At 59.5% G+C, this 13,477-nt stretch carries 11 protein-coding genes and 1 pseudogene; 7 read left to right on the forward strand and 5 right to left on the reverse strand.

Annotated features, from left to right (window positions below; genetic code table 11):
• Positions 1-19 precede the first annotated feature (19 nt).
• The 5 genes from rfbC to AC0L2V_RS25540 all read right to left on the reverse strand — a co-directional run bounded on the left by rfbC (position 20) and on the right by AC0L2V_RS25540 (position 4,693).
• The gene (gene rfbC / locus AC0L2V_RS25520) at positions 20-553 is read right to left on the reverse strand and encodes a dTDP-4-dehydrorhamnose 3,5-epimerase (RefSeq protein ID WP_473511760.1); all 534 of its coding nucleotides are present in this window, start codon (positions 551-553) and stop codon (positions 20-22) included.
• Positions 554-655: 102 nt separating this feature from the next.
• On the reverse strand, positions 656-1,738 hold the full coding sequence (locus AC0L2V_RS25525) for a GHMP family kinase ATP-binding protein (RefSeq protein ID WP_473511758.1): 1,083 nt from the start codon (positions 1,736-1,738) through the stop codon (positions 656-658).
• 33 nt (positions 1,739-1,771) lie between these two features.
• Positions 1,772-2,827 carry an NAD-dependent epimerase/dehydratase family protein gene (locus tag AC0L2V_RS25530; RefSeq protein WP_473511756.1) on the reverse strand — a complete coding sequence of 352 codons (1,056 nt, stop codon included), beginning with the start codon at positions 2,825-2,827 and terminating at the stop codon, positions 1,772-1,774.
• Positions 2,820-4,088, reverse strand: coding sequence for an HAD-IIIA family hydrolase (locus tag AC0L2V_RS25535; RefSeq protein ID WP_473511754.1), 1,269 nt, complete (start codon positions 4,086-4,088; stop codon positions 2,820-2,822). The genes AC0L2V_RS25530 and AC0L2V_RS25535 overlap by 8 nt, the downstream gene beginning before the upstream one ends.
• Positions 4,085-4,693, reverse strand: coding sequence for an SIS domain-containing protein (locus tag AC0L2V_RS25540; protein ID WP_473511752.1), 609 nt, complete (start codon positions 4,691-4,693; stop codon positions 4,085-4,087). Before AC0L2V_RS25540 ends, AC0L2V_RS25535 begins: the two co-directional genes overlap by 4 nt.
• A 179-nt stretch (positions 4,694-4,872) precedes the next feature.
• Here AC0L2V_RS25540 and AC0L2V_RS25545 point away from each other — a divergent pair.
• The 7 genes and pseudogenes from AC0L2V_RS25545 to AC0L2V_RS25575 form a co-directional block, all read left to right on the forward strand.
• Positions 4,873-4,998, forward strand: a pseudogene (locus tag AC0L2V_RS25545) (bifunctional Delta(1)-pyrroline-2-carboxylate/Delta(1)-piperideine-2-carboxylate reductase); the annotation flags it as partial.
• A gap of 170 nt (positions 4,999-5,168) precedes the next feature.
• Positions 5,169-5,975, forward strand: coding sequence for a WecB/TagA/CpsF family glycosyltransferase (locus AC0L2V_RS25550; RefSeq protein ID WP_473511751.1), 807 nt, complete (start codon positions 5,169-5,171; stop codon positions 5,973-5,975).
• Between the two features lie 163 nt (positions 5,976-6,138).
• Positions 6,139-7,458 (forward strand): oligosaccharide flippase family protein, encoded by a 1,320-nt coding sequence (locus AC0L2V_RS25555; RefSeq protein WP_473521532.1) that lies wholly within the window; start codon positions 6,139-6,141, stop codon positions 7,456-7,458.
• Positions 7,459-7,469: 11 nt separating this feature from the next.
• A complete protein-coding gene (locus tag AC0L2V_RS25560; RefSeq protein WP_473511748.1) occupies positions 7,470-9,239 on the forward strand; it encodes a Wzz/FepE/Etk N-terminal domain-containing protein in 1,770 nt (589 codons plus the stop codon).
• Complete coding sequence (locus AC0L2V_RS25565) at positions 9,236-10,546, forward strand: O-antigen ligase family protein (protein WP_473521533.1); 1,311 nt, start codon at positions 9,236-9,238, stop codon at positions 10,544-10,546. Before AC0L2V_RS25560 ends, AC0L2V_RS25565 begins: the two co-directional genes overlap by 4 nt.
• A gap of 307 nt (positions 10,547-10,853) precedes the next feature.
• Positions 10,854-12,152: a polysaccharide biosynthesis/export family protein gene (locus AC0L2V_RS25570; RefSeq protein ID WP_473521534.1), complete on the forward strand. Its 1,299-nt coding sequence runs from the start codon at positions 10,854-10,856 to the stop codon at positions 12,150-12,152.
• Positions 12,058-13,356 carry a glycosyltransferase family 4 protein gene (locus AC0L2V_RS25575; protein WP_473511743.1) on the forward strand — a complete coding sequence of 433 codons (1,299 nt, stop codon included), beginning with the start codon at positions 12,058-12,060 and terminating at the stop codon, positions 13,354-13,356. The genes AC0L2V_RS25570 and AC0L2V_RS25575 overlap by 95 nt, the downstream gene beginning before the upstream one ends.
• Positions 13,357-13,477 lie beyond the last annotated feature (121 nt).

The raw sequence follows: 13,477 nt of genomic DNA on the forward strand, positions 1-13,477 counted from the left end.
AGTTCGTCGCCGAGAAAGGTTATTCGGCGTAGTCTGGCCAAGTCCGGTCCTTATCTGAGATCACCGCCGGCTCATCCACTGGCCACTTCACGGCGAAAGCAGAATCGTTCCAACGAACACCGCGTTCGGCTGCCGGTGCATAGAATTCGGAGACGAGATACGTGGCCTCGGTGTGGTCCTCAATGGTGAGAAAGGCGTTCGCGCAGCCCTTCGGTATCACCAGCATCCGTTGGTTCGCCGCGGAAAGTTCCACAGTGAGGTGCTGCTTATAGGTGAATGACTCGGGCCGCAGGTCGATCAGCACGTCGTACAGGCTGCCCCGGATGCAGCGAAGCATCTTGTCCTCGCCATGGGGAGCCAGCTGGTAGTGGAAGCCGCGCAGTGTATGCTTGTGCCTGTTGTATGAAATATTCATCTGCACGACATGATCCGGAAGCCCCTGCTCGGCAAATTCCCGCGAACACCAGCCGCGTGCGAAAAAGCCCCGCTCGTCTTCGAATTTCTGCAGTTCCACCAGGGTGGCGCCGGGAATATCGGTCTTTGTGAAAAGCATCGTAGATCCATTGATCAAATGAGTGTAACGTCGGGTCGCACCTCCGACGCTCTCCTGATGGGTGCTCGCGCCGGCGATCCGCTTGTGCGATCGGGGACGGCATTAGACTTGCGCCGGATGCAAGAGCCGCGAGCCGTGGACTTCATAGCCGATAGGCACATAGGCTAGGTGTGAAAGTGCGCGTCTTACGCTTTCTCGGCGTTCCGGCTTGACCGCGAACATAAGGAACCCGCCGCCGCCGGCGCCGCACAGCTTGCCGCCTTCCGCACCTGCGTCCCTGGCGAGGTCGTAGTGGCCATTGATCGCCGCGTTACTCACGCGGGACGCCAAACTCCGCTTCATCTCCCACCCTGCGTGAAGGACGGCACCGAAGCGTTCTATGTCGATGATGGGCTCCGAAAAGATCTCCTGAAGCATGAAGGCATCGTCCCGCATCCGCCTGAGCGTATCGAGATTGCTTGACGTGTTCGCCTTCTGCTCTGCCAGCACGGAACTGGCCGGTCGCTGATGCGATGTCCAGAACATCATCAGGTTGCTGAAGAGATGTTCGACGGCGCCATTGCGCACCCGCTGCGGCTCGACCGTTACCGCGCCGCCAGGCTGGAAGCGGAACAGGTTCATGCCCCCGAACGCGGCGGCATACTGGTCCTGCTTGCCAATCGGCTCCTTGAGGATGTGCATCTCGATGTGACATGCCTCTTCGGCGAGTTGGCCAGGGGTGACACGTTCTCCCCGGAATGCATGCAGGGCGTTGAGCAGCCCCACCGTGAACGAGCTCGACCCCCCCATGCCCGTCGAGGCCGGCATGTCTCCGACCGTCGAGATGTAAATCGGCGGTTCGATCTCCAGGAAACGCAGGCATTCGCGGGCGATGTTGTTCTTGATCTCCCCAATCGTGTTTACCTGCTCTGTCTGTGAATAGTTCAAGCGGATAGGTTCATTAAAGATCTCGCTGTGACGCTTGACGGTGACATAGATGTATTTGTCCACTGCCGCGCTGAAGACCGCGCCGCAATCGAGATTGTAGAAATCGGGCAGGTCGGTACCGCCGCCCGCAAAACTGACGCGCAAAGGAGTGCGCGTCAGGACGAGAGACGGTAGACGCTGTGCAGCGCGGTCGATGATGGTCGGAAGATTCAGTCCTGAGCGGCGCCCCACGGCTTTGGTATCGTCTAGCTGTTCCATATTTTGCCCTCACGAAAATCAACGGAATGAAAATTAGGCAACACGCGGCTGTGCGGTTCGCCAGCGCAGCTGACCATCGAGCATCCCCGCCTTGAGCAAATGATCGAGCCAGCGCAGCCGCGTGAAGCGCTTGTCGGTAAAGTCTTCAAATCTAAGTGCGATCGAGCGGAACGCCTCGTAAAGCTCCTGCGCTCCCTTTCGCGCCGTCGACTGAAACTCGAAATCCGGGAAAGTCCGTGAGAACTTGCTGAAGTCCGCCTTGTAGGTCCTTTGGTCCGCGCCTGGCTTCGGTGTCATTGTGAGCTGCGCGCCGGGGACGGCCTCAACGGCGATCTCTGCTATCTCGCGCACCTGAAGATTGAGGCTTTCAACACCCATGTTGAACGCCTCATTGTGGACGTCCTGTAGCGGCGCCTCCAGCATCAATTTGAAATAACGCGCGACATCCTGGACATGAACCACGGGCCGCCATGGCGTGCCATCGCTATGGACTTCGACACGTCCAGTCGTGAAGGCGCTGCCCATGAAATTGTTCAGCACGGTGTCGAAGCGCATTCGCGGCGAGAGACCATAGACGGTGCCGTTGCGGCAATAGACGGGCGAGAACCGGTCGTCCGCCAGCGCGCGCAGCGCTTCTTCGGCAACAGCCTTCGATCTTGCGTACTCTGTTTGCGGCGCCAGCGGGGCGGTTTCGTCGACGACGGCGGCATTCGACATGCCATACATGATGCAGGAGGAGGAAAATAGGAACCGCCGGATGCCGGCCGCTTTGGCCATCGTGGCCAGACGAACTGTCCCTTGCGCATTGATCTGCCTCGTCCAATCCGCGTTGAGATTTCCGATCGGGTCGTTCGAGAGTGCCGCCAGATGGATCACTGCGTCAAAGCCCTGGAGATCCGGGGGTTCGATGGCGCGCAGATCCTTTGTGATCTCGGGCACACTGGTATTGTCGGCTCCCAGGGTGCACGCATGAAAATATCCCATGTCCAGCCCGACCACCTCATAGCCCGCCGTCTGCAACACGGGCACCATGACAGAACCGAGATATCCATTGTGTCCGGTGACGAGAACGCGTGTTGGTTCATTCATGTCTGCCCTGCTCCGCTTTCGAAAGGAGTTGACGGGTGAGGTCCAGAAGCGAGCATTGCTCGCTTACTTGCGCATATAGGCAGTCCGCGGCTTCGGCCGCTTGACGGTCACGATCGTCATCGCCGACAAAGAGTGTGCGTGTGAGGTCGAGATCAAAGTCGCGCTGTGCCTGATACAGCATGCCGGGTTTGGGCTTGCGGCAGTCGCAGCCGTCGTCCCAGCCGTGTGGGCAGTGGTAGATCTCCGCGATCTTGCCGCCGACGGCTTCGGACTCGGCGCACATGCGCTGGTGAAGCGCCTCGAGATCAGCGGCGGTCATCGCTCCGCGCGCTATCCCTGCCTGGTTCGAGATGACGACTATGCGGTAGCCGGCCTCGTTCAGAAGGGCCAACGCCTGCTTTGCACCCGGAACCCACTCCCACTGGTCCCATGAACAAACATATTGAGCCCGTGGCGGTCTGCAGTTGAGTACGCCGTCCCTATCTACGAGCATGGTTTTTTCGCGCCTCATAAAGCGCTCCGTCGCGGGTAGACGCTCGATCGAGCCCACGCTGTAATAGCGGTGGTCGCTCACGAAGCCGGCGAGGCGATGCTGCTTCGCGAGCGGCGTGTAGATGGCCTCCTCGAAGAGGGTGTCCTCGTGGGGCAGGAGTTCGAGGGCGAGATCGGTCAGTATGGCATAGCTGATCTCGACTCCCTGCAGCCCGGGCGTGGTGCGGAGCCGGTCGAAGACGGTCACATTGTCGTCCGCATCAAGGATCACGCTGCCGCGTGAAAAGCCGTCCTTGTTGCTGTAGACCGTGATCATTCCAGGCTTGCCGGCCGCACAGAAGCGTTGCCACAGCCGCTCCATGCGCATCGGCCAGTAATTGTCACAATACAGCAGCAGGAAGCAGGGATCTATGAGGTGACGGGCATTTGATACCCGGCTGCTGGTGAGGTCGTCGGGACGGGTGACGGCATATTCGATACTGAGGCCCAACCTGCTGCCGTCGCCGAAGTGGTCCATCACCACATGGGGCAAATACCCGAGTAGAAGAAGAACTCTTTCGAACCCCTCCTGCCGCAGCTGTTCGATCTGGTATTCCAAAAAAGGGCGGCCGAGCACCGGCACCATTGGTTTCGGGCGGTCGAGTGTGATCGGCCGCATGCGCGTGCCACGCCCGCCGGCCAGGATGACCGCCTGGCGCGGCCGGCTGTAGGTGCGGCCCTCGACATCTGCCTTTTGCAAGCAGGGAGAGCTCGGCAGGACAATATTCATTGACCGCGCTCCGGTCGGTCGGCGACGAGGTATCGCGTGATGGCATGACAGATCGCGGCGTGGGCGTCCTCGACGAGTTCGTAGGTGCCTTTTTCAGACCGCACCCATACTGACTGATCGACGAGCTCTTTAAGCGTGCCGCCGTCAAAACCGACAATGCCGATCGTGGCTACCTTCCTTTCGCGAGCGAGTTCGACTGCCCGCACGAGATTAAGCGAGTTCCCGCTGGCTGAAATCACTATGAGCACGTCACCCGGCTTGGCGAAGTTCTCCATCTGGCCAGCAAAGATACGCTCGTAGCCTTCGTCATTGCCGAGCGCCGTCATCCAGGAGACGTTGTCTGTCAGGCCCATGACCCGGATTGGCTGCCTTCCCGAGCGCTTCGTGGCCTTACCGAGGTCATTGACCCAGTGGGAGGCGGTCGCTGCGCTGCCGCCGTTGCCGGCGACGAAGACTGTGCCGCCCGCATCGCGTACGGCGCGCAGCATCTGTATCGCCTCCTGCACGGCATCCGTATCGATCTGCGCCAATGCGATGCACAGCGATGCCAGATAATCCTGCGTGAATTCTTTAGGCTGCAACCAGAGGGCATCATCCGCGAACATTTGCGACGTCCCACCACTCCCTGATATCGCGAGCTCTGTCATGCCACCCTCGACGGCTGCAATAGGTGAGCCATCATCACAGCGTGCGAGCACTTCGAGTTCAATTGCTATTCCGAACGGGAAGCTGGTGGGCGGCGCCCATCGGACGTACCTAAAAGGAATATCCCTTGTTCTCTCCGTTTGCGGCCGGCACGTCGGCAGGCGGCCATATCGGCGTCAAGATCGTCACGGTGTCACCCGACAACAATGCCGTAGGCAAACCCGCGGTAACGGGGCTTTACCTCCTGCTCAACGGCGCGACGGGCTGCGCATTTCATGCGCTCTTTCGGCACCACGGAGAGAACAAAGGATATTCCTTTTAGCTACCTCCGGTGAGCGCGCCGCCCGCCAGCTTCCCGTTCGGAATAGCAATTGAACTCGAAGTGCTCGCACGCTGTGATGATGGCTCATCTATTGCAGCAATCGAGGCTGTGGCATGACAGAGCTCGCGATTGATCAGGGACACGCGATCGATCAGGGACAATTGCGCGAGCAAGTGCTTGGGGTACCCGTGCACGCCCTGGGTTTGGCGCAGGCAGTCAACTGTGTCTTCGACTGGGCCCTACGGCGGGAGAGCCGAACGGTTTTCCTGTGCAATGTCCACAGTGTCGTCACCGCCCGCCGCAATCGCGCCCATGCTGAAGCGATGGATAGCGCCGACCTTGTCGCGCCGGATGGAGCGCCGGTGGCCTGGATGCTGAGGCGGCAGGGACACGCGGATCAGCCGCGCATCAGCGGACCGGACCTGATGTGGATTTGTTGCCGTAGGGCATCGGAACTTGGCACGGCAATGTTCCTGTACGGCGGCAGCCCGGGCACCCTCCAGCGTCTCGAAGGGTGCATTCGAACCGAGTTTGCCGCCATAAACATCGTGGGCTCTTACTCACCTCCGCGCCGCCCTCTGTCGGCCGAGGAAGATGAGGCAGTGGTCAGAATGATCAATCAGTCCGGTGCGAGGATCGTGTGGGTGGGCCTCGGATGTCCCAAGCAGGAAAGCTGGATGCAGGGGCATCGCGGCCGGATCAATGCGGTCATGTTGGGGGTAGGAGCAGCTTTCGATTTCCACGCCGGAGACGTCAAGCGGGCGCCGCAATGGATGCAGAAGAGCGGGCTGGAATGGCTGCACCGGCTCTTCCAGGATCCCCGCCGCCTGGCGAGCAGGTATCTCGTGACGAACAGCCTGTTCATCCTGGCTTTGCTGCAGGCGTTGCTGCTTCCCAGGCGCAGACTTCGTGACGGTTAGAGGGAGGCGGAACCAGTGAACACGCTTGGACCGCCGTGTTGCTGATCTGCGCCAACTCCTTCACGGGCGGCTGTTCTTCGGCGCTGCTGCTGGGAGGCGGCGCTGCTCATATCTGGACGGTGTGGTTTGCTTTGCCTCGACAGGCACCTGACTGGAGGCTACCATGACTCTGAGCAAACAGGCCGCCAGTCTGGCTGTCCTGCATGTCACCGACGTCCTGCAGCCGCTGATCATCTTGCCCTATGCCGGGCGTGTCCTCGGACCTATGAGTTTCGGGCAATACGCGTATGCGCTCGCCATCGGACAACTCGCTGCCTCCGTCGTGGCCTATGGATTTCATTGGACCGCGCAGCGCAGGGTTGCTTCCCTTCGATACGAGCCGGCGGCGATCGCGTCACTCGTTGCTCAGGTCATGGCCACCAAGGCAGTGCTGTTCGTTGCCGTATGCCTGGTTGGCCTTGTGCTGGCAGGCGACGTCCTGGCGCTCAGTAGGCCGACATTCCTGTGCGCGATGCTCTCGGCCGCCGGCAGCATTATTTTTCCGGCCTGGCTCTTCGTCGGCCTGGAACGTGCCTGGCAGGCGGCCGTCGCGGTGGTTGTTGCTCGCGTTCTGGCGCTCGCCTGCTTCGTCGCCATGGTCGCATCACCTGACCAGGTCACGCTCGCCGTTGCCATCCAGAGCGCAGTTCCCGTCGTCAGTGGCGTCATCTGCTTACCTTTCATCCTTCCGATTGGGTTCGGCGGCTTCAGGTCCGTGACGCTTTCGACGATTGGAATGCAGCTGCGCAATGGCTGGAGGGGATGCCTCTTCTTAGCCGTGGAGACTGCCCTCTTCACCCTCCCCGTCGCCCTTGTCGGGCATTTCGAAGGTTATGTCGCAGCCGGACAATATTCTGTCGCCGAAAAATTCCTATTAGCCGCGCGGGTATTTTTCAAGTTGCTTATGGATACCTTCATACCAAGGGTTTCATACTATGCTCATGTCGACCCGGCTGCCGGGATACGACTGATAAGGATATCACTATTCACCGTGGCAGGCGGAGCGGCGATGAGTATTGGAATGTACTTTGTCGCCCCATATATAATATTGATCCTCTTCGGAGATGAATTTTCAGGGGCGATACCTATCGTGCGCGCAATGGCAATTATACCATTGCTGATGAACATAAATACATTCACAGCAAATATATTCATGTTTAGTTACGGCTATGAAAATGAATGGGCCGTCCTTAACGTATCCGGTCTGCTAGTATTCCTGGTGGCCACATATTTTTTGTCTTTCGTCGTGGGGGAGCAAGCCATTGTTTATGCGCTGGTGGCGAAGGAAGTCGTCGTGCTGGTGGTTTCAGCCGGCTTCTTCCTCATTGGCGGAGCGGCCGCCCTTCGCACGGCGGCGGCTTGCGACGCAGGCCGGGTGCGAGGGTATCCGCCGGCGTCCCAATCCGCGCCGTTGGAGCACAACGCCGATCGTTTCCGGTCGTAGGAGAGCATAGTATGTTCGCCACTGATCATTTTGTCCTTCAGCCGTCGGGGTCGCCTCATCAGCCGATCCCCCGTAAGGATCGCGACGAGCTGACCGCGAAAGACATCTTGAGATTTGTTCGAAGCAGTTGGCGCCTTTGCCTCCTCTGGATAGTTGTGAGCCTTGGTGTCGGCGGCGCATATGCGGCCCTTTCGCCTGGATATTACACCGCCTATGCGACAATCCTCCTTTCATCTCCGCCCGCTTCGCAACCGGGCGAAGCTGAGGCAGATGAGCGGGTCTATGTAGAGAGCCAGATACAGGTCATTCAGTCGGACGAGGTCGTCGGACGCGTTGTTGACCACACTGGCTTAGCGGAAGACGAAGAGTTTGTGATGGATGACAGCTTGCGCGCGCGGGTCTCCAGCTATGTGCGGAGCCAATTGGCGTCTCTCTTCGGCACCGAACTGCCGACGGCGGAGCCAAATATTCGGCATGAAGCGATGGTCCTTGTGAGGCGCGCGTTTTCCGTTCATCAGCTGGGTTCCTCCCGCGCCGTCGAGATCGGGGTCACCTCTTCCGATCCTCAGTTCTCGGCCATGCTCGCGAACGCGATCGCCGGCGGTTACATCGGAAGTCAGCGCGAACGCCAGCAGGCGGCTCGCGCGGAAGAAACATCTGATCTGCACAAGCGGCTGGCGGAACTTCGGGAAAAGGCTTTTGTGACCGAATCACCGAAGAAACTCCCATCGGACCCTGAATCTGCGGAGAGGGCAAGAGTCCTTTTCCGCGAGCAGCAGAGCGCGGCCGAGGTTTATCGCTCGCTTTACAATGCCCTTCTGCAGCGGACCCACTCCGATTTTAGCGCCTCGTCGCTGATCCCGAGCGCAAGGGTCATCACTGCGGCCGAACCGCCTCGCCAACGCAGTTGGCCGCCAACGGTCCTGATGGTAGCGCTCTCCGCTATGGCCGGTGGGGTTGCCGGCGTTGGTCATGCATTGATCAGGCAGGCAATGAACCACCGCCTGATGACGGTCGAGGATGTGCACAGGTCGACCGGCCTCGATCGGATTGTAGGGATCGCCAGGATTCCCCGCCGCAGGTGGAATGCCGTGGGGCCATGCGAGCAGTCTTTGCAGCCCGTCTACTCAAAGGACGCTTCCGAGCTTCACAGCTCGCTGAGCAAGATTGCCACCCGGATGCGCGGAGTTCAGGGCCGCCAAGTGAGCAAGGTTGCCACCCGGATGCGCGGAGTTCAGGGCCGCCAAGGCGGATTTGTAATCGGCGTTGCTTCACCCCTCGGCAAGTCCGGAAGCTCCACGGTGGCGGTTCATCTCGCAAGGGTCATTGCGGCGACCGGGCAAAAGACACTGCTCGTTGATGCCAATTGGCAAAAGCCATCAATGGACCAGCCAATGCTGAACGCGGAGCCAGCTCGCAAGCTCGCCAGGGCGTTTGCCACCATTCCCGCGGATCAGGAAGGGCTGGAAGTTCTGGTTCTCAGGCCCACGGGGTCAATCTCCGACTTGAATGCCTCGCTCTCCATCTCCGCTGCACTCCAGCATCTGCAGCAAGAATACAGTTGTATAGTGGTTGATTTTCACAGCACCGACCGCACCGCTGATCTGGAAGCGGCCATGGGCGTCATCAGCGAGGTCCTCCTGGTGCTGAAGGCACGCCGCACTTTCGCGGACCACCTCGAGGGAATCCTGCGCATCATCCCTGCAGAGAAACTCTCGGCAGTAATTTTGACCAGGATCAACCGTGCGGCTTTCAGTCCTAGCCGGGAATACAGGCCATGACCTCGCCAGCGACATTGTCACGCAGGAAGGGTTCAGAGCCGGTCGACCTCGTTTGCAGCCATTCCCCTGACGTGCTCGACTACACCCTCTTTCTCTCCGGCATTTGGCTGGCCTGCGCCCTCGCAATATCCCTGCGCCTGCTTGGCCCTTTCTTCATAGTGATCCCGGTCGGTTTCTGTCTGGCCTATGCCGTGCTGCGGCAGACGGTGCCGCCTCGTCTGCTGGCGGTCTACACCGCCTTCTGCCTCTTCATTGCCCTGCTGTCCAGATACGGGCTGATGCCGGATTCCTGGCAGGTTCACTTCCTTCAAGAAGCAGTCATAAGGCAAATCGTCCCGATTGTAGGATTCTTCGCCGTCGCATGGGCATCCAAGGCTTATTTCCGCCGCAGGCTGATGAGCGGCAATGCTTTTTTTGGTGCACCCGTTTTCCTGTTCCTGTCTCTCGTTGTCGCGCCGGCGGTGATGTTTCAGCAGGACGTGCAATATCAGGGCGCATCTCCGCAAGCCACGATACCGATTCTTTATGGTTCGCTGATCAATAACATGGTCATTGCCATGTTTTTCATTGCAGGCGGTATTTTTCTGACGAACGACTGGCGCCGATACGGCGGCATTTTGCTCTTATTGGGAATAGCCCTCGCCAGCCCCTTGGCTCAGTTCAAGGTGCTCGCGGTCACGATCATCGTGATTCTAATTGGCGTGCCCGGCCGTTTGATGGCCGCAGCTCTGGCGACCGCACTGACTTCGGCCTGTGCCGTCGGGCTGAACTTCATACCTCAAACCTTTGCTCTGGACCCGAACTCCGGGATCCGACTCGAGTTCATTTCGGACGCACTCGCATCCCTTGCGGATACATACGGATTTGGCATCGGATTTGGGAAGGAATCGGTCCGATGGCGATATGAGTTTCCCGGGTTCGAGGATATTACCTTTCTTCCCGACACCAGGAATATTACGCATGCCAAAATGCTTGAGATACTCTCGACAGGAATTCACAATTCGTTCTTTCAAGCCATATTGCGGACGGGAGTCATTGGTTTCATTTTGATCGTGTCTGCCATTTTGGTGGCCTTCCCGCCAAATCGACTGCCACGCGGTGTTCGCAATCATGCGTCCACAGTCTTCATCACGATTTTCCTCGCCATGTTCGTCAATCCAGTCCTGGAGAGCCCTGTACAGGTTGTGGGAGTTGGTTTCTCATACGGCTATTTGATTGCACTTCGCGCCAGCGTTCCGGCCTTGGCTGTGGAACCCCCTCCAGTTGAACCGGGTCGAACGCAGCATTGCGCTTGTTCAAACATCTGACGGAACATGGATGGGGCCCACCCGACATCGGCGGGCTATCGGTCTCGGTAGAAAGGGGATCGCGTTGTACCGATTTTGGCGCGGCAGGAGCAGGAGAGCCGTCCGCTGATATGCCCGCTCATGCGGCGGCGCCGTGCCGCTTCCATGAGGAGTGCCTCGAAAGAGCCAGCGAGCCAGCCATTTTGCCTCGGCCTCGGCTATGCCTCCTCTGGTAGCATAGGGCCATCCACTGCGCAGGTTCGCCCGCGCCGGAGAAACCCGTGCTAAGTCGCCCGTAAGATACGGGGGCAACCCGTTGGGGGAACCCATGAAGCTGTTGAGATCCTTGTTGTCGGCGCTGTCGATGACCATGGCTTCGACCCGCCTCGCTTCGTTCGCTGGCGCCGTCGCTCTGATTCCGACAGCGGCACTTGCCGACTACACGCTACAGCCCGGAGATACGCTGGAAGTGTCGGTCCCTGGTATTCCGGATTTCAGGCAGCGATTGCTGATCGGAGTGGACGGCGAAGTGAACTTGGCGCTGGTTGGAGCGGTTCAAGTCAGCGGCCTTTCCATTCAAGAAGCGCAGGAAATGATCGCTGGCAGTCTCGCCAGCAAGCAGTATCAGCGGGGGACCGCGGACGGCCGTGAAGTAACGCACCTGATCCAGACCGACCAGGTCTTCGTTTCGCTTGCCGAATACCGGCCCATCTATGTTTATGGTGATGTGGCCAAGCCGGGAGAATACATCTTCCGGCCGGGTATGACCGTCCGACAGGCTGTGGCGGTTGCGGGTGGCTACAGCGCTGCCCAGGTTCGCATCGCCAATCCGCTCATGGAAGCGGCCGATTTCCGTTCCGAGTACAAGGCCCTATGGGCGCAATTCGCAACGGAACAGGCTCGCATTTGGCGCCTTCGCACCGAACTCGGCGAAGAAGTCGAACATGTCAAGAACGTGCCGGTGCCTGAGGCGCTCGCCGAACAATTGAAGCAAACGGCAACAGCGCATATCGAAGCTCGCCTGTCAGACAGTGAAAAGGACAAGGAGCTTCTGCGACGTGCTGTCGAGGAGACTAACCTGCAACTGGGACTCCTGTCTGAAAAGAAGAAGAAGGACGAAGAGGGAAGCCAGGCCGACGCCGACGATTACGAGAGCGTCAGGTCGCTGTTTCAGAAGGGCCTGGCGCCGACCACGCGCCTATCTGAAGCCCGTCGAGCGGTGCTTATGTCATCAACCCAACTGCTCGATACGATCGTCCAGGCATCGAACATCGAGCGCCAGCGCGGCGAATATGTCAGACAGATGAACAAGATCGACAGTGAACGACAAATCGCGGCCTTGGGAGAGCTACAGGAGGCCTATATGAATCTGGCCCAGATCTCGGCGCGTCTTGAGGGTACCGCGCAGAAGCTGGCGCTTACAGGCCAAGCGCAATCCACCTTGCTGATAGCCGCGGGTCGGCCCGAGATAACAGTCCATAGAAAGCGAGAGCAGGGCGCCGAGACGCTCCCCGGCAGCGAAGATCTCGGGCTTGCGCCCGGCGACGTTGTGGAGGTCGTTCTGCCAAAGGTCGACTTTTCCGGAGCCGTCGCGTCGTCGCCACGGGCGTCCGGGATGCCGAATTGAGATTCGGACGGGGCGGACTGCGATGCGCATCTTAATGGTTCATAATTTCTACCAGATAAGGGCCGGAGAGGACAGCGTGGTTCGGGAGGAGCTCGCGTGCCTCGAGCAGAATGGGGTCGAGGTCGAGCTGTTCTCCGCCACGAATGACGATATCGTGCGGGTCGCGCGGAAGATTTCTACCGCCCTGGGGGTTGTCTACAACTCTCATTCACGGCGGGCACTGTCCCGAAAATTGGCGGAATTTTCACCGGATGTCGTCCATATCCACAATTTCTTTCCTCTCCTGAGCCCCTCGATCCTGGATGCGTGCCGCGAGGCCGGCGTGCCATCAGTAATGACCTTGCACAATTTCAGGATTCTCTGTCCCAGTGCCTTGCTTTATCCCGATGAGAGGCTTCGGGAGCGAAGTCTCCGCCACGCCTGCTGGTGGACTGTTCCGAAGAAGGTTTACAGGAATTCCCTGGCGGGCACGCTCGCCCTTGCCGCAATGGTCGAGTTTCACAAGAGAGCCGGCACCTGGTCCCGCAAGGTCGAGCGCTTCATTGCCCTCACCGACTGGGCCAGGCGCAAGCTTGTGGAAGGCGGCCTGCCGGCCGAACGCATCGTCGTCAAGCCCAACGCTGTTGCCAGGCCGCCGATCTTCGGTGACCTTCGTCGCAATGGAGGGCTGTTCGTCGGGCGACTGGATGAGCACCACAAGGGAGTGGCCACGCTGCTCGAGGCGTGGAAGGAGATCGACTATCCGCTGCGGATCATCGGCGACGGGCCGTTGGCTCCGCTTGTCGAGCAATCTGCGTGCGAGCGCGTGGAATATCTCGGGCGTCAGTCGCGCGAGACGGTGCTGAAGGAGATGCAGACTGCAGCATTCCTGCTCTTTCCGTCGAAAGGGTATGAATTGTTTCCCATGACAGTCATCGAGGCCTTCGCAAGCCGGCTGCCGGTCATCTGCTCGGATCTGCCGTGGATCAAAGGGGTCGTGGAGCCAGACGTCACCGGCCTTGTCGTTCCTGTCGGCAATGCCGGCGCGTTGGCCGATCAGGTGCGCTGGGCGCTTTCAAACCGATCTGCCTTGGAGGAAGTGGCAGGCCGGGCCTATGCCGCCTATCAGGAGCAGTACACGCCCGAAGCAAACTTCAATCGGCTGATGGCCATCTATGAACCCCTGGTCAGGCGCCCGATCCGGGCCTTCGCGGCGGTGTCGTGAGGTGGGCCGGAACATGCGCCGGCAGGAACAGACCAGGGCTGCCCATAGGGCAGACCAAGCTTCACGCGTCAACGAGCGCAGTGCGGGCCGGGGTACTCCCCATTTTTCGTTTATCGATTGC

It is taken from the genome of Mesorhizobium sp. WSM4814 (genome assembly GCF_055811595.1).